Origin of the sequence: Bradyrhizobium sp. NDS-1, from assembly GCF_032918005.1 — a bacterium.
GTDB lineage: Bacteria > Pseudomonadota > Alphaproteobacteria > Rhizobiales > Xanthobacteraceae > Bradyrhizobium > Bradyrhizobium tunisiense.
Map to the genome: position 1 here is coordinate 1538871 of NZ_CP136628.1, position 16222 is coordinate 1555092.

General features: G+C 66.0%; 17 protein-coding genes. 6 read left to right on the plus strand and 11 right to left on the minus strand.

The annotated features are described in order from the left end of the window. Window positions 1-41 precede the first annotated feature (41 nt). Complete coding sequence (locus RX330_RS07285; RefSeq protein WP_317242553.1) at window positions 42-959, plus strand: LysR substrate-binding domain-containing protein; 918 nt, start codon at window positions 42-44, stop codon at window positions 957-959. A gap of 36 nt (window positions 960-995) precedes the next feature. After that, the gene (locus RX330_RS07290) at window positions 996-1820 is read left to right on the plus strand and encodes an aspartate dehydrogenase (protein WP_317242554.1); all 825 of its coding nucleotides are present in this window, start codon (window positions 996-998) and stop codon (window positions 1818-1820) included. Between the two features lie 4 nt (window positions 1821-1824). Here the strand turns inward: RX330_RS07290 and RX330_RS07295 are convergent, their stop codons facing one another. The 9 genes from RX330_RS07295 to RX330_RS07335 all read right to left on the minus strand — a co-directional run bounded on the left by RX330_RS07295 (window position 1825) and on the right by RX330_RS07335 (window position 10125). Further along, a complete protein-coding gene (locus RX330_RS07295; protein WP_212080642.1) occupies window positions 1825-3129 on the minus strand; it encodes a PQQ-dependent sugar dehydrogenase in 1305 nt (434 codons plus the stop codon). 140 nt (window positions 3130-3269) lie between these two features. Beyond that, window positions 3270-3479, minus strand: a complete 210-nt coding sequence (locus tag RX330_RS07300) for a hypothetical protein (protein WP_212080643.1) — start codon at window positions 3477-3479, stop codon at window positions 3270-3272. A 158-nt stretch (window positions 3480-3637) separates the two neighbouring features. After that, on the minus strand, window positions 3638-4264 hold the full coding sequence (locus tag RX330_RS07305; RefSeq protein WP_317242555.1) for a methyltransferase family protein: 627 nt from the start codon (window positions 4262-4264) through the stop codon (window positions 3638-3640). A gap of 27 nt (window positions 4265-4291) precedes the next feature. Next, a complete protein-coding gene (locus RX330_RS07310; protein ID WP_212080645.1) occupies window positions 4292-5323 on the minus strand; it encodes an NAD-dependent epimerase/dehydratase family protein in 1032 nt (343 codons plus the stop codon). A gap of 28 nt (window positions 5324-5351) precedes the next feature. Next, on the minus strand, window positions 5352-5870 hold the full coding sequence (locus RX330_RS07315) for a DUF962 domain-containing protein (RefSeq protein WP_317242556.1): 519 nt from the start codon (window positions 5868-5870) through the stop codon (window positions 5352-5354). 170 nt (window positions 5871-6040) lie between these two features. Then, complete coding sequence (locus RX330_RS07320) at window positions 6041-6706, minus strand: OmpA family protein (RefSeq protein ID WP_317242557.1); 666 nt, start codon at window positions 6704-6706, stop codon at window positions 6041-6043. Beyond that, window positions 6706-7122, minus strand: coding sequence for a hypothetical protein (locus RX330_RS07325; protein WP_212080648.1), 417 nt, complete (start codon window positions 7120-7122; stop codon window positions 6706-6708). Before RX330_RS07325 ends, RX330_RS07320 begins: the two co-directional genes overlap by 1 nt. An 89-nt stretch (window positions 7123-7211) precedes the next feature. After that, on the minus strand, window positions 7212-7502 hold the full coding sequence (locus tag RX330_RS07330; protein ID WP_212080649.1) for a type II toxin-antitoxin system HicB family antitoxin: 291 nt from the start codon (window positions 7500-7502) through the stop codon (window positions 7212-7214). A gap of 10 nt (window positions 7503-7512) precedes the next feature. After that, complete coding sequence (locus tag RX330_RS07335) at window positions 7513-10125, minus strand: ATP-dependent helicase (protein ID WP_212080650.1); 2613 nt, start codon at window positions 10123-10125, stop codon at window positions 7513-7515. Window positions 10126-10363: 238 nt separating this feature from the next. Here RX330_RS07335 and RX330_RS07340 point away from each other — a divergent pair, with 238 nt between their 5' ends. Then, entirely contained in the window at window positions 10364-10537 is a 174-nt protein-coding gene (locus tag RX330_RS07340; RefSeq protein ID WP_008556598.1) for a DUF1328 domain-containing protein, read from the plus strand. 3 nt (window positions 10538-10540) lie between these two features. On the opposite strand, the gene RX330_RS07345 is transcribed toward RX330_RS07340, so the two are convergent. After that, window positions 10541-11047 carry a thioesterase family protein gene (locus RX330_RS07345; RefSeq protein ID WP_317242558.1) on the minus strand — a complete coding sequence of 169 codons (507 nt, stop codon included), beginning with the start codon at window positions 11045-11047 and terminating at the stop codon, window positions 10541-10543. 85 nt (window positions 11048-11132) lie between these two features. Between RX330_RS07345 and RX330_RS07350 the strand changes: the two genes are divergently transcribed. The 3 genes from RX330_RS07350 (at window position 11133) to RX330_RS07360 (ending at window position 14362) form a co-directional block, all read left to right on the plus strand. Continuing rightward, entirely contained in the window at window positions 11133-12557 is a 1425-nt protein-coding gene (locus RX330_RS07350) for an FAD-binding oxidoreductase (protein WP_212080652.1), read from the plus strand. Window positions 12558-12662: 105 nt separating this feature from the next. Further along, window positions 12663-13940, plus strand: a complete 1278-nt coding sequence (locus RX330_RS07355; RefSeq protein ID WP_317242559.1) for a Spy/CpxP family protein refolding chaperone — start codon at window positions 12663-12665, stop codon at window positions 13938-13940. A 56-nt stretch (window positions 13941-13996) separates the two neighbouring features. Continuing rightward, window positions 13997-14362 (plus strand): hypothetical protein, encoded by a 366-nt coding sequence (locus tag RX330_RS07360; RefSeq protein ID WP_317242560.1) that lies wholly within the window; start codon window positions 13997-13999, stop codon window positions 14360-14362. 100 nt (window positions 14363-14462) lie between these two features. On the opposite strand, the gene RX330_RS07365 is transcribed toward RX330_RS07360, so the two are convergent. Next, complete coding sequence (locus RX330_RS07365; protein ID WP_317242561.1) at window positions 14463-15944, minus strand: caspase domain-containing protein; 1482 nt, start codon at window positions 15942-15944, stop codon at window positions 14463-14465. Between the last annotated feature and the right edge of the window lie 278 nt (window positions 15945-16222).

A 16222-nucleotide genomic window follows, 5' to 3' on the forward strand; every position in this document is an offset into this window, starting at 1 on the left:
TGATATAATCATCGTGGCGCGGGACGAGAGGATTTTGCGGAATGGAATTGCATCAGCTCCGATGCTTCCTGGCGGCGGCCGAGCAGCTGCATTTCGGCCGCGCGGCACAGCAGCTGCAGATGCTGCCATCCGCGCTCGGCCGGCAGATCAGGCTGCTGGAAGAGGATTTGGGAGCGCGGCTGTTCGCGCGGACGACGCGTGCGGTGGCGCTCACTGAGGACGGCACGACGTTGCTGCGCGATGCGCGTGCCATTCTCGCCAGGGTCGAGGCGGCCGAGAACAATTTGCGCAACCGCTCGCGCGCCGGCGCCGCGCGCCGGCTCCGGATCGGCGCCATCGATAGTGCAGCGGCCGGATTGCTGCCGCCGCTGCTCCGAGATTTCCGCGTCAGGCACCCGGCAATCGCAGTGCAGCTTCTGGAAGACAAGACCGTCCGGCTGCTGCCGAAGATCTTGAGCGGCGCGCTCGATGTCGCCTTTGTTCGCCCGCCCGCCACTGCGGACAAGCGGCTCGAATTCCGCGATCTGCTCCTGGAGACCGCGGTCGTGGCATTCCCGCAGCGGCACGCGCTGGCCAAGAGGACGTCGATCACGCTGGCCGAGATTGCGGACGAGGCGATGCTGGTACCGGACCGCCGCTCGCGGCCGCACAGCCACGACCTCACGATGAAGCTGTTCGAACAGGCTGGGTTGACGCCACGCATGGTGCAGGTCGCCGATGAGAAGCAGACCATCATCAACCTGGTGGCAACACGGCTCGGCGTCGCCATCGTGCCGCGCTGGACCGCGCGAATGGCGGTGACAGGCGTGCGCTTCGTGCCGCTCCGGCCGAAGCAGAGCGGTCCCGTCGGCCGCCTGCCGCTCGCCGCGGCCTGGCTGCGCGGCTCGCGCGATCCGGCCCGCGACGCCATGCTGGCTGTGCTCGCGGCGCGGCTGCGCAGCTATGCGCGGGAGGCGTGAGGCGCTATGACGGCAGCCGGATCAAAGGTGAGTGCGATGACTGAACAGAGAGCGTCGGGCGAGTTGCGCGTTGCCATCGCGGGCTTGGGCTCGATCGGCACCAAGGTCGCGACAGCCCTCGATCAGGGCATTGAGGGCTTGACGCTGTCGGCCGTCGCCGTGCGCGATGCCGCCAAGCATCAAGCCTTCTTGAGCGGCTTGTGCTCCCCGCCATCCGTGCTGCCGATCGCCCAGCTCGGCGACGCCGCCGACATCGTGGTGGAATGTGCGCCGAGCAGTCAGTTGCGCGCAATCGTCGAGCCCGCGGTGACGCGCGGCAAGGCAGCTATCGTGGTCAGCGTCGGCGGGCTGCTCGATCATTTCGATCTCGTCGACCTCGCCCGCACCAATGGCGGCCGCATCATCGTGCCCACGGGCGCACTGATCGGGCTCGACGCCGTCAACGCCGCCGCAATCGGCACCATTCATTCGGTGAAGATGGTGACCCGCAAGCCGATCGACGGCTTGAAGGGCGCGCCGTTCATCGTCCAGAACAACATCGACATCGACAATTTGCGCGAGCCGCTCAAACTGTTCGAGGGCACGGCGCGCGAAGCGGCCAAGGGCTTTCCGGCCAATCTCAACGTCGCGGTGGCGCTGTCGCTCGCGGGCGTCGGGCCGGATCGCACGCAGGTGCAGATCTGGGCCGACCCGACCGTGACGCGCAACGTTCACCGCATCGAGGTCGAGGCGGATTCGGCGCGCTTCTCGATGGCGATCGAGAACATCCCGTCTGAAAATCCAAAGACCGGCCTGATCACCGCGCTCTCGGTGATCGCGCTGCTGCGCAAGCAGCGCGCCACGCTGTGTGTAGGGACGTGAACCCTTACGCGCCCGTCACGCGCCAGATCACGTTGCCGACGTCGTCGGCCATCAGCAGCGACTTCTTGTCCGGTCCGATCACGACGCCGACCGGGCGGCCGTAGGATTCCTTCTCGTCCGGTGCGAGGAAGCCCGACAGGATGTCGCGCGCTGGGCCGGAAGGCCTGCCGTTCTCGAACGGGACGAACACCAGCTTGTAGCCGGACAGCTTGCTGCGATTCCACGAGCCGTGCTGGCCGATTGCCATGCCGTCCCCGAAGCCGGGCAGGGTGCCCGCGGGCATCCAGCACAGGCCGAGCGAAGCCGTATGGCCGCCGAGCGCGTAGTCCGGTTGAATCGCCTTTGCGACCATCGCCGGATCCTGCGGCACGCGATCGTCCACCGTCTTGCCCCAGTAGCAATAGGGCCAGCCATAGAAGCCGCCGTCGCGCACCGAGGTGAGATAATCCGGCGGCGTCTCGTCGCCGAGGCCGTCGCGCTCGTTGACCACGGTCCAGAGCACATTCGTAGTCGGCTCCCAGGCAAGGCCCACCGGATTGCGCAAGCCTGCGCCGAAAATGCGATGCGTGCCGGCGACGAGGTCGAGCTCGTACACCGCCGCGCGGCCCTCCTCGACCTCCATGCCCATCTCGGCGATGTTGCTGAGCGAGCCGACACCCGCATACAGCTTCTTGCCGTCCGGGCTTGCGAGGAGGCTGCGTGTCCAGTGTCCGCCCGGCTTGAAGGTCGTCAGCCGCTTGCCCGGCGCGGTGATGCGGTCGGCGCCCGCGACGTAAGGAAACGCCATCACGCCATCGGTATTGCCGACATAGAAGGTGTCGCCGACCAGCGCCATGCCGAACGGCTGGCTGAGGTTTTCCATGAAGGCGCCGCGGACTTCGGCGACGCCGTCGCCATTTTTGTCGCGCAGCAGCGTGATGCGGTCGGCGGAAACGCCGAGCGCCGCGGCGCGGCGCATGGTGGCCTGCATCGCATAATGAAACACGGACCTCGGTGCGCCCGCGATCTGCGTCGCTTCGGCGATCAGCACGTCGCCATTGGGCAGCACCTCGATCCAGCGCGGATGATCGAGACCGGTCGCGAACGCATTGACCTTGAGCCCGGGCGCGACTGTCGGCTTCTGTCCCTCGCTCCAGCCCCGCGCGGTCGGCATCTTCAGCGTCGGAATCGCACCTTGTGGCTTCGCTTCGGGGATGGCGGGCTTCTCTCCCCAGGCCGGCACGGGCTCGGTCCCCGTCAGCTTGCGCCATTGCAGCGCGATGCCGCCGAGGAGCGCAACGAACTGCGCGAAGATGCTGGAAAAGGTCATGAGAAGCCCCTGTTTGCGCGCGCATCCAACTGGTTGACGCGGCCCGCGTCAACCTGTGCGGTACGCCCGTGGGGTCTATTCCCGTGGAATAGCAGCCGATCGAATTTGCATGGGACGAACGCCGGCGGCTTGCCCGTCGATCAGCGGCGGATCTGCCGCTCCAGCCGTCGCGCCGCGCGAAAATCATCGAGATGATGGAGGTTCGGCGTCAGTGCGGCCTCCTTGGACAGCAGATGATAGACACGCGCCACCGTGCGCTGCTTCTGCTTCGGCCGCCCAGGCGGCAATGTCCGCGCCTTGCGGATTGCGGCGATCGCATGCTCGCGAAAATAGTCGTAGGCATCCGACATGGCTCGATGCTCTGCGGTTCGGACAGGTGTCGACGGGTAACGGGCCAGAGGGATTGCGGTTCCTCGGCGCGCCGGTCGTGCGCCTGCCCCGGACGCAGCGCCGCAGCGTTGCACGCTGCAGCGCGTCCGGGACACGAGAGGGAGGCGGGTTACTATACCTACCGCGGCGACAGGAACGGGATGATCATCGGCACGCGGCGGCAATAGGCACCGTAGGCGTCTTCGCCGAGCTCCTTGGACAGGAACACCTCTTCCATCCGGCCCTTCTGCCACATGCCGAGCGAGATCAGGATCGCACCGAGGATCGTCGTTACGAGGCCGATGGCGATGCCGGTGACGAGCATGCCGAAGATCAAGCCGGTATAGATCGGGTGACGCACGATGCCGTAGGGGCCGGTGTCGATGACGCGGTGGTCTTCCTTCTGGGTGATGGCGTTGGACCAGAATTTTCCCAGATGCAGTCGGCCCCACCAGGCGAAGGCAATGCCGGCGGCCGAGAGGATTGCGGCAATGGCGATGCCGGTGTTGCCGAGCACCCAGAGCGGCTTCCAGCCCAGTATCTCCGCGACCCACGGCGTGTACAGGATGCCGCCGACCAGGATCGGCAAGCGAAAGCGCTGCGACTCCAGCGTCATGACCTGCTTCTTGGTCTGGCCTTGCCAAAACGAAGCGCCGACCCAGCTGGCGAGAAAGGCGAGCCAGAGCAAGGCCAGCACTTTGGTCGGCCAGGCCGTGGTCCAGCCACCCCAGGCGACGGAGAGAAGCTTGCTGAAATCGAAGGACATGAAGGTTCTTTGCGTTAGGCGGCGGCGTTAGCTCGCGCGCGAGGAGAGCGCGCGATGCTCGATGGCGCCGGAGGCCGGCTGGCCGCCGCGGGCGAGAAGATGGGTGATGGTTTCGCGCAAGACGGGCTCGATCGGGCGCGGCGAATAGCCGAGCTCGGTGCGCGCCTTGCCGATCGAGAGGTCGCTGGCGGCGAGCGCGATGCGCACGCCCTCGGCGGTGCCGTTGGGCGGCCGGCGCGTGACATGATCGGAGATGTATTCGAGCATGATCGCGGAGAGCTCGGCGATCCTGCCGGGGACGACGACCGGATACTGCCGGCGGCCGCTCATCGCCGACATCATCCGCAGGATGTTGCCGAGCGGAACGCAGTCGCCGCCGAGGATGTAGCGCTGGCCGAGGCGTCCGCGCTCCATGGTCAGCACCAGGCCCATGGCGACGTCGCGCACGTCGACGAGGTTGACCAGGAAGTTGAGATGCGGCTGCACTTTCTTCTGGAGGAAGTACCACAGCATCGCCGTCGGCGGCGTCAGATTGTGGTCGGCGGCGCCGATCGGCATGGTCGGCGTGCCGATCACCAGCGGAAAGCCGTTGGCCGCCGCCTTGGCGGCATGATGCTCGGCGAGCGACTTCGACCGCGTATAGGCGCCCGGCATCGCATCGGCCGGCTGCAGCGCCTCTTCGGCGGGAACGCCTTTGAGGTCGGAATAGGGGAACAGGATCGATTCCGTCGAGCAGTGCAGAAAGCGCGACACGCCGCGCTTCATTGCGGCCGCGAGCACAATCTCGGTGCCCCGGCAATTGACCTCGTGAAAGTCCTGCTTGTTGGCGACCCACATGCCGGGCAGGCCGGCGAGGTGATAGACCTGATCGACCCCGGCGACCGCCGTATCAACCGCAGCGCTGTCCAGCACGGAGCCGTGGACATGTTCAACGTCAGTGTTCGCCGCCGCCGGCGCGCGGACGTCGAGCACACGTACCCGCTGCCCACGGGCACGGAGCGCTTCGACGAGATGATGTCCGATGAAGCCACTGCCACCGGTAACCAGGACGAGAGCCATGCAGAAGGTTGCTGTTTCGCTTATAGAGCTATCGGGTTGATAGGGAATTGGTCGGAAGAGGCGCCAGAATCGCGGCAAGGTCGCGACGGAAGCCCAAGGCAATGAATAATTTTGCCATTACGAACATCGGTCCAAGCAAAAGATGCGAAGGAAAAGTGAACAATGAGGCTTCGCGGCCCTCAAAAACCTTGTGGCCGATAGCCTGCGCGGCGAGGCCGAGCGCTACCAGCACGGCGAAAATTGCCCACATCGTGGCGGTGCTGACTTGCGCCGCGATGCTCGCCGCAACCGAAAACAGCACGATCGAGACCGCGAGAATGCCGATCCCGAGCGCCATGTCGAGCAACAGCCAATAGACCAGAACCGGCAAGGCCAGGATCACCGCCAGGCTGACGTCGAAACCGAACAGCGGCAGCTTGACCAGTGTGAGCGGCAGCACGGCGCCGGTGAACAACAGCAGGATACCGACCACATGCATCGCCGTGTTCCGGGGGTCGCGATGGTACTCGACATAAACGGCAAGTTGGCGCTGAAAATAGCCACCCATTTCGGTCTCATGCAGCACGGGGTCGGGAAGGGCGAACAGAGGCTATAGCACTGGACCGGGCGGTGCACAAACCGGCGCTCTTGTCGTGCAAAACCGTATTGGTGCGCTCCCGACAGGCTATAAAATATCAGAACTTCAAAGGGTTCCGTCAGCCGCGAAGCCGCGTTGACTCAGCGCTTCTTCGCGGGCTTTTTCGCCGCAGGCGCAGGCGCCGCAGCCGGATGCGCCTCTTCAGGCAACTTGGCATAGGTCAGGATCTGCAACTGGCCGTTGACGGCCGACGTCGGCTTGGCCCGGTCGAGAAACTGCTCTTCACCGAGGCCGATCGGGTGCAGCCGCTTGGTCGAGATCTTGAACGTGTTCACCAGCACGTCGCGGATCGCGTCCGCGCGGCGCTGGCTCAGGATCGCATTGGCCTCGCGCGTCTTCGAGTTGGATTCGACATGGCCCACGATCAGGAAGGTGTAGGGCAGCAGCGAGGAATGAACCAGCGCGTCCGCGATGCGGCCGACGGTCTGGTAGGAGGCCGGCTGGATGATCGGCGTGTCGGCGTCGAACTGGATCTGCGCGTTGAAGGCGGGCAACTGGGCGAGATCGGGTGCGATCAGCGGCCGGTTCACCGGACCGGGATCGTTCTTGATCCTGGTCTTGGCGCGCTCCATCACCTGCTGCTTCAGCGCGTGAAGGTCGATCTCGGCGGCTTGCTCGAAACGGTTGAGCTTGGCGACGATGTCGTCGCGGGTCGGAGCCGCCGTCTGGGCGCGTGCGGTGTCCGCGAGCAGAGCGAAGCCCAGGGCGATGCCTAGTCCGGCGGTGGCGAGCCCCTTCGCGCGCATCAGCGATACCCCGCATCGTCGACGGCCTTGAGGCAATTGTTGCTGATGCCCTTGGGCGTCGAGACCAGGCAGGGGACCGACTTGCTGGTCTCCTTGGTCGAGCCGCCGCAGACCTTGACGATCTCGCGCTGGCAGGCGTTCGCCACCGTGACGCGCGCGGCCACGCGCTTCTGGATGGCGTCGAACACGCCGAGATAGTCGCTCGTGCATTGCGGCGAAAGCACATCGCGGTTACGCGACAGGCATTCCTTCAGCCGGTTCGAATCCGGATTGACGCCGCGGCAATTGGCAACGATTTCCGCGCCGCAGCTCGCCGCCAGCTTGCCGATCGAATCGCCAAAGCTCATCGTCTGCGCCGCGCTGAGCGACGGCATCCCCAATGCAAGCACGATCAATATGACGGAGCCCCGGACCATGGGTTGCATCTGATACGGGGAAGTTCGCGATGGTCAAGGGCTGTTCGGACCAGAACCGTCGAACGTCCGGCCAGTGCGGCGAACAATCCTCACTCCGGGGCCTCGGCGAGGGGCGGCCATTCGATCAGGACGACCGTGTGCTTCCCCAGATCGTCGGCAAATTCAGGGGCGGCCTTGAGCTCGTCCAGCGTCCGCGGCGGCGGAAGCTGCCGGCCGTCCGCGATCAGCTCCTGCGCATAGAACGCGAGTGCCTCGGGCGCATTCTCCAGGGCCTCGTCGACATCGTCACCGCCGGAAATGCAACCGGGCAGGTCGGGGAACCAGAGGCCCACGGCTTCGTCCGGATCGGTGTCCTCGATGATGGCAACGTACTGAGCCATATCGCGGGCCTCACGCCCGCTGCACGAAGCTGTCCACGACCTTCTTCTCGCCGGCCTTATCGAAGGCGATGGTGAGCTTGTTGCCGTCGATCCTGGTGACGCGGCCGTAGCCGAATTTCTGGTGGAAGACGCGGTCGGACAGCGAGAATTCCGAGGTGGTGCCGGTGGATTTGGCGACCAGTTCGCCCTCGATCGTCAGGGGACCGCGACGGCGCGAGGAGAAGCTGCCGAAATCGGGGCCCGATGTCGAGGAGGAGGAGAACGTCGCGGCCTCTTCCTCGAAACCGCCGCGCCCGCCACCATTGCGGCCGCCTTGTCCACCTCGGTTGCGGTTGGCCTGCGCGCGCTGCCAGCCCGGCGTCGAATAGGTGGAGCCGAACGCCTCCATGTCGTCGAAGCGGGAGGCGCCGTAGCCGCCGGTGCCGCCCCAGGCCGAGCCGCCCTTGGATTCCGTGATCTCGACATTGGCCGCGGGCAGTTCGTCGAGGAAGCGCGAGGGGATCGTGGTCGACCAGGTGCCGTGGATGCGCCGGTTGGTCGCGAAATAGATCATCGCGCGGCGGCGGGCGCGGGTCAAACCGACATGGCCGAGCCGGCGTTCTTCTTCCAGGCCGGCGCGGCCCTGTTCGTCCAGCGTGCGCTGGCTCGGGAACAGGCCTTCTTCCCAGCCGGGCAGGAACACGTTGTCGAATTCCAGCCCCTTGGCCGAATGCAACGTCATCAGCGACACCGCATCCTCATCGGCGCCGCTGTCGCGGTCCATCACCAGTGAGATGTGCTCGAGGAACCCTTGCAGGTTCTCGAACTCCTCCATCGAGCGCACCAGTTCTTTCAGGTTCTCCAGCCGGCCCGCGGCGTCCGCCGAACGGTCCTTCTGCCACATCTCCGTATAGCCGCTCTCGTCGAGCACGATCTGGGCGAGATCGGTGTGGGCGGTGACCTCGCGCTGGGCGCGCCAGCGATCGAACTGGGCGACGACGTCGCGAAGCGAGCCGCGCGCCTTCGGCTTCAGTTCGTCGGTCTCGACCACCGCGCGGGCCGCCTCGAACAGCGGAATGCGGCGCTTGCGGGCGTGGTCGTGCAGCATCTGCACGGTGGCATCGCCGAGGCCCCGCTTCGGCACGTTGACGATGCGCTCGAAGGCGAGGTCGTCGGCCGGGGAGTTGATGACCCGCAAATACGCCAGCGCGTCGCGGATTTCCGCGCGCTCGTAGAAGCGCGGGCCGCCGATGACGCGGTAGGGCAGGCCGAGCGTGACGAAGCGGTCTTCGAACTCGCGCATCTGGTAGGAGGCGCGCACGAGAATCGCGACCTCGTTCAGCTTCTCGCCGCGGCGCTGGATCTGCTCGATTTCCTCGCCGATGCCGCGGGCTTCCTCTTCCGAATCCCACGAGCCCGTCACCGTGACCTTCTCGCCGTCCTGGTCCTCGGTGCGCAGCGTCTTGCCGAGCCGGCCTTCATTGTGCGCGATCAGATGCGAGGCGGCAGCGAGGATGTGCCCGGTCGAGCGATAGTTGCGCTCCAGGCGAATGACCTTGGCGCCGGGGAAATCGTGGTCGAAGCGCAGGATGTTATCGACCTCGGCGCCGCGCCAGCCATAGATCGACTGGTCGTCGTCGCCGACGCAGCAGATGTTTTTGGTGGGGGCGGCGGGAGCGGCTGCAATCGCCGCCCGCTCCGTCCTTCCGGGATGCGCCGAAGGCGCAGACCCGGAATCTCGATCGTCGGACTCACTGCCGGATTCCAGGTTCGGCTCTTCGAGCTGCCCCGGAATGACGGCCGGGGCGGCTGGCTTCGCGGCTGCAGCGGGCGCCTGCGACAGCAGCCGCAGCCACAGATATTGCGCGACGTTGGTGTCCTGATATTCGTCGACCAGGATGAACTTGAAGCGCTGCTGGTATTGCCGCAGGATATCCGGGTGCTCGCGGAAGATGCGGATGTTCTCCAGCAGCAGATCGCCGAAATCCGCAGCGTTCAGGATCTTCAGTCGCTCCTGATAATTCGCATAGAGCTTGCCGCCCTTGCCGTTGGCGAAGGTGGCGGCCTCGCCCGAGGGCACCTGCGACGGCATCAGGCCGCGGTTCTTCCAGCCGTCGATCAGGCCGGCCAGCATCCGCGCCGGCCAGCGCTTGTCGTCGATGTTCTCGGCCTGGAGCAACTGCTTGAGCAGCCGCACCTGGTCGTCGACATCGAGCACGGTGAAGTTCGACTTGAGCTGAGCCAGCTCGGCGTGGACGCGCAGGATGCGGCCGCCGATGGAGTGGAAGGTGCCGAGCCACGGCATGCCCTCGACGGCGTGGCCAAGCATCTGGCCGAGCCGGTGCTTCATCTCGCGCGCGGCCTTGTTGGTGAAGGTCACCGACAAGATCTCCGCGGGACGGGCGCGGCCCTGGCTCAGGATATGGGCGATACGCGTCGTCAGCACGCGCGTCTTGCCGGTGCCGGCGCCGGCCAGCACCAGAACCGGGCCGTCGAGCGTCTCCACCGCCTCGCGCTGTTCCGGATTGAGGCCGGAGAGATATTTCGGGCCCACGGACGCGCGCGCACGCGCGGCGATGCCGCCGGCTGCGGGCTGGTGGTCGGGTACGCTGGTGATCTTGCTCGGCTCGGTCATGCGAATCATCGGCCCCACGATGGCACCGCGGGGTGGTGGAAGGGAGCCTTCTTAACAGGGATTGGTGCCTATATGGGGCGGCCGAACGAGGTTTTCCACGTGCGCGGCAAGCCAATTTGTTCCTGCAGGCCCTGCGAATTTCCATCCTGTGCCGGCCGGAACCATCGTTCCGGCGTCGAGATTGTCTGGACAGGTGGTGCGGTCAGCCGCGCCAGACGCAAACGGACATCAAGACGAGGGTTTGACCATGCTTGGCTGGGTTGTGACGTTTCTGGTTATCGCGCTGATCGCCGGCATTCTAGGCTTCGGCGGCATCGCCGGCGCTTCGATCGAGATCGCCAAGATCATCTTCTTCATCGCGGTTGTTCTGTTCCTGGTCTCGGCCGTGGTGGGCTTGGCGCGCGGCCGCAACAGGATATAGCGCTTACCGCTTCGAGGGCATCGCCACGTTCCGGCCGATGCCCTCGGGCCGCGGTGCGGCGCTGTGGGCCTTTGTCACCGCAGCGATACGCTCGCGAATATCGAGCGGAAGCGGCGCGACGCGCCGCGTAGTCATATCCATATGCAGCGACATGTTCTCGGAAGTCGCCGAGAGCCAGCCTTCGCTGGCATGCCGCATCTCCTCGAACGTGTGGAGCCGCTTGTCGTCGGCCTCCAGCAACCAGACGAAGATCTGCACGGGATCGCCGAGGTGGATTTCGCGCAAATAGCGCACGTGGCATTCGGCGGTGAAGCTCGAGCCGCCTCGCTCCTTCATGTAGGCCGGCCCCATCCCGAGCTCGAGCCAAAGCTGGTCGATCGCACGGTCGAACATCACGTTGTAATAGGCCATGTTCAGATGGCCGTTATAGTCGATCCATTGCGGCTCGATCTGCATGATCGCGGCGCGGAACGGCTCTGCTTTCGGCGTTGAGGCGGCAGTCTCCGGCATATGTTCTTCCCTAGCCATGCGTCCGGTCGCTTGACTTGACCGGTTTTATGTCCTTTGCCACGGTTCTTCTGTCGGGAGGAATTCCGTGGGCACCACCATCACCAATAATCCGCCGCGGCCGGAGCCGAAAGCCCTCGCGAGCGCGCTGGAGCAGCTTGCCGCACGCTTCGGCAACCGCCTGATCACCTCGCAGGCCGTCCGCGAGCAGCACGGCCATACCACCACCTGGCTCCCCAACCAGCCGCCTGATGGGGTGGTGATGGCGCAGGAGACCGTCGACATCCAGGACGTGGTGCGGATCTGCGCTAAAAATCGTGTGCCCGTCATTCCCTTCGGCACCGGCACCTCGCTCGAGGGCCAGGTCAACGCACCCGCCGGCGGGATCTCGATCGATCTGCGCGACATGAACAAGGTGCTGGCGGTGCATGCCGAGGACCTCGACTGCGTGATCGAGCCCGGCGTCACCCGCAAGGCGCTGAACGAGCATCTGCGCGACCAGGGCCTGTTCTTCCCGATCGATCCCGGCGCGGATGCCTCTCTCGGCGGCATGGCCTCGACCCGCGCCTCCGGCACCAATGCGGTCCGCTACGGCACCATGCGCGACAGCGTGCTGGCACTGAAGGTGGTGCGCGGAGACGGCGAGATCATTACGACGGGCACGCGCGCCAAGAAATCATCCGCGGGTTACGACCTCACGCATCTGTTCGTCGGGGCCGAAGGCACGCTCGGCATCATCTCGGAGCTGACCATCCGCCTCCGCGGCATTCCCGAGACGATCGCGGCCGGTGCGGTGTCGTTCGAGAGCGTGCACGGCGCCTGTCAGGCCGTGATCCTGGCGATCCAGACCGGTATTCCCGTGGCGCGCATCGAGTTGCTCAACGCCGCGCAAGTGCAGGCCTGCAACGCCTATTCCAAGCTTACGCTGCCGGAGACGCCGCTGCTCTTGATGGAATTCCACGGCAGTGAGATCGAGGTCGCCGAGCAGTCCAAGGCCTTCGGCGAGATCGCGAAGGACTGCGGCGGCGGTGATTTCTCCTGGACCACCAAGCCGGAGGACCGCACGAAACTGTGGCAGGCCCGGCACGATGCCTATTGGTCGGTGAAGGCGCTGCGGCCCGGTGACAGCATCGGCGTGGTTGCGACCGATGTCTGCGTGCCGATTTCACGGCTCGCCGATTGCGTCAGCGAGACCGAGGAGGATCTCAAGCGCCTCAATCTGCTGTCGCCTATCGTCGGCCATGTCGGCGACGGCAATTTTCATTGCTCGCTGGTCTGCGACACCAACGACGCGGGCGAGATGGCGCGCGGCGAGGAGTTCATGCATCGCCTGGTCGAACGCGCGCAGGCGATGGACGGCACCTGCACCGGCGAGCACGGCATCGGCCAGGGCAAGCAGAAATACCTCAAGGCCGAGCTAGGTCCTGAAGCGCTGGATGCGATGCGGGCGCTCAAAAAGGCGCTCGATCCGCTCAATATTTTCAACCCCGGCAAGATCGTGCCGGAGGTGTAGCGCCGGCGAACCGTGGGAACCGGGAACTTTCGGCAATCCCGCCGGTTCCAATTCCCGCCAAGTTCCGGTGCCTCAATGGCACGGCTTTGCGCGGGAGGGTGCGATATGCGACCGGTCATGGGAATAGCCGCTGTGGCATTTGCCTGCATGCTGGCGGGCGCGGCGTTCGCGAAGGGCGGACATGGCGGTGGTCATGGCGGGGGCCATGGAGGCGGGCGCGGCGGCGGCCATTTCCGCGGTCACGGCGGCGGGCACGCGCATGGCGGACATCATCGCGCCGTCCGGTTCACGACCGGTGCACGGCGCGGCGGCCCCAATTTCGGTCAGATCCGCAATGCGGCGATCCGGCCCGCAAACTTTCGCAATGCCCTGAACTCCAGCGCATTCCGCAATGGCCGGTTGATCAGCAATCCGTCGGCGCGCGCACAGCTCGTGGCCGCGGCCGCGCTGGCCGGCTGGAGCGGCGCAAGCAGCGGATGGTGGCAGCATGCCGGTGGCGGTTACGGCTGGGTTGGGCCGCTGTTCTGGCCGTTCGCCTACAATGATCTCTACGACTACACGATCTGGGGCGACGGGCTCGGCTTCTGGGGCTACGGCTATCCGGACATCTATGCCGGCCTATTCGGCCCCTATGGCTATGACCGCCTGTCGGCCTATCTGCCACAGCAGCCGCAGGGGCGGCGGCGGGCGCGCAGTGCCCCGCTCGATCAGCTCTGTGGCAGTGACCGCCGTGCCATCGTCGGTCTGCCGATCGACCAGATCGCAGCTGCGGTGCAGCCGACGGATGCGCAGGGCGCCGCTCTCGATGCGCTCGGCAACGCCTCGATCGACGCGGCAGCGCTGATCCGCACATCCTGTCCCACGCAGGCCGCAGCGACGGCGCCCGGCCGGCTCGCGACGATGCAGCAGCGTGTCGAGGCGATGCAGAAGGCCGTCGACCTGGTCCAGCCTGCGCTCGACCAGTTCTATGGTTCGCTCACCGACGAGCAGAAGGCGCGCTTCAATGCGCTGGCCGACGATCAGCGGCGCGCGACGGCGTCGGGCAATGCGAGCGGATCGCCGGTGCAGACTTGCAGCGCGTCCGCCGCGTTCGATTGGCCCGGTGCCACTCTCGAGGAGAGGCTTCGTCCGAACGACACCCAGCGCGCTGCGCTCCAGGTGCTCCAGGATACCAGCGCCAAGGTCAGCGCATCGCTCAAGGCGGCCTGCGAGCCCAATGAGGTGATGACACCGCCGGCGCGCATGGCCGCTATCCGCAAGCGGCTCGAGCTGATGCTGGATGGCATCAAGTCGGTGCGCGCGGCGCTCGATGATTTCTACGCCACGCTGAACGACGAGCAGAAGGCGCAGTTCGAGGCGATCGGGCCGCGCCGCATCTCCTGAACACGCTTGCGAACTATGCCGCCATGAAGCTGGACGAGGCGCGACGGGGGGACGGGATGAGGTGGTTTGCAAGGCCGCGCCCGGCGGATATCTGGGACGAGCCGGTCCAGGGACCGATCGGCGACATCGAAGCGGCCGACCGCATCCGCAAGATATGCCAGGATGCGAGGGTATGCGCCGAGGCCGTCGGAGCTTCCGCGCAGTCCGGCGAACGCGAACGCTATGAACGTGCGGCGCGCAACGCGATGGAGATCGCGATGAAGATTTCCGACGATCTGATGCGCGACGACGCGGTCCGCCGCATCGTCGATCTCTGCGTGAAGGCCGACGATATAAAGACCGCCCAGATACTGTCGCGCGCAATCCAGGCCAGCTGGGTCCGCGAGGCGGTGCAGCGCGATTATCCTGCGCTAGCGGAATAGAACCAGGACCGCCTTGTCACGGGTGAAGAACGTGGATGCCCGGGACAAGCCCGGGCATGACAGCCTCGTGGTATGCGCGAATGCGGTTGTGCCGACAGGCTCAGTATCTGCGGTAGTCGCCGCGATAATGGTCGCCGCCGCCGCGGCCGCCGCCCATCCCGATGCCGATCCCGATACCGACGCCGATGCCCTGCATGACGGCGGCGGGCGGCGGACCTGGAGGGGGCGCGCGCTCATAGACCACTTCCTCGGGCGGCGGACGGCGCTTGGGCGGCGTCTCGACCACCTTGCGCTTCGGCGGCGTGTCGTCGACGCGCTTCTTGATGATGGGCGGTACACTCGGATTGGCGGGCGTTGCCGGCGGTGTCGGCGCCGAGCACGGGCAGGTCGGCGCCATCGCGACTGCGACCGGAGCCGGCGTCGCCGCGGCGGAGACGGGCAGGCCGTAGTTGCGGTTCTGCACGCGAAGCAGCAGCCTGCGTGCGGTTGCAGCGAGGTCGCTGTTGTCCCAGTTCGCAAGATACGCTTCGAACGAAGCGCGGGTGTTGATCGCGGTGGCGCGCTCCCAGGCCAGCATCTGGCGGCGCCGTTCCAGCACCGTGCGCAGGCGAGGCGTGCGGGTGTCCTGTGCGTAGAGCTCGATATAGGCCTGATACGCCTCCACGGTGTCTTCGGTGATCACGAGCTCGTAGGCGACCATGGCGGGCTTGCCGCGCAATTCCTTGCGCCAGTCCTCCAGGCTGCGCGTGCCGCCGGCAAGCGCCATCGCGGATGCGCCGGGAAGAGCGGGCGTGCTGCCGCTGCTCTCGCCGAAAAACTTGAAGTCGGTGGTCAGCGAGGAGCTTTCCCAGGGGATCTGCCGTCCGTCGGTCGATTGCGCGACGGCGACACGGATGCGCTTGAACACCTCCTCGATCGGCAGATTGGGCTGCTTGGCGACGGTCAGCACGGCCGCGGTGTAGGGGCTGTCGATGCCGTTGCCGTCCTCGGCTTCGGCGCCGGGCGAGGTCGAATAGGAGATGAAGGAGCCGGGTGCGCCGGCCTTGGTGTCGACGATCGCAAGCCCGTGGCCAGCGCCGCTGAGCGCGGGGAATGGATTGTTGCGGCAGGCATCGAGCATGAAGATGCGCGCCCGAGTCGGCAGCGCGCCGAGCGTGTTGAGCATGTCGTTCAGCCGGACGCCCTGCAGCGGAATGTCGGCCTCGCGCTTGGGATCGAGATCGACGGGAACGAGATAGTTCTCGCCGTCGATCTGCAGGCCATGGCCGGCATAGAACACCAGCGCCACGGTGTCGGCGCCGCTGGCGCTGACCTTGCCGGCGAAATCGGAGATCGCCGCGCGCATCTCATTCTGCGCCAGATTGGCGGCCGTGGTGACGGTGAAGCCGGCATTGCCGAGCAGTTCGGTCATGCCCTTGGCGTCGTTGGCGGCGTTGGGGAGTTCCGGCACCGTGCGATAGGCGGACTGGCCGATCACCAGCGCGAGCCGCGCTTCGGCGGCGGCATCCGTCGGTGCCGTCAACAGGGTGAGCGCAAGGAAACCGGACGCAAGAAGCAAACTGGAAAAGGCTGGACGGCGCATGATGTCACCTCCATTGGCAATGGGCGCAATGATGTCACTTTTTCTAGGGGGCCGCCATCAGTCCGTCTGTGCCCTGGATCACGTTCGCCGTGCGGCAAAATGGGGCAGGACGTCTACCGCGCCGGAAGCATCATTCGGGGTCGATCCATGGTGAATTGCACATCGATCCATGCTCAATTGGATTGATGCCGGCTCTGCGCGGGAGCGCTGCTGCGCGGTGACGTTTCCCTGCCTGGCTCGGCATAGCCTTCGTGCCATCGCGTTCGACAGCGCTGCCT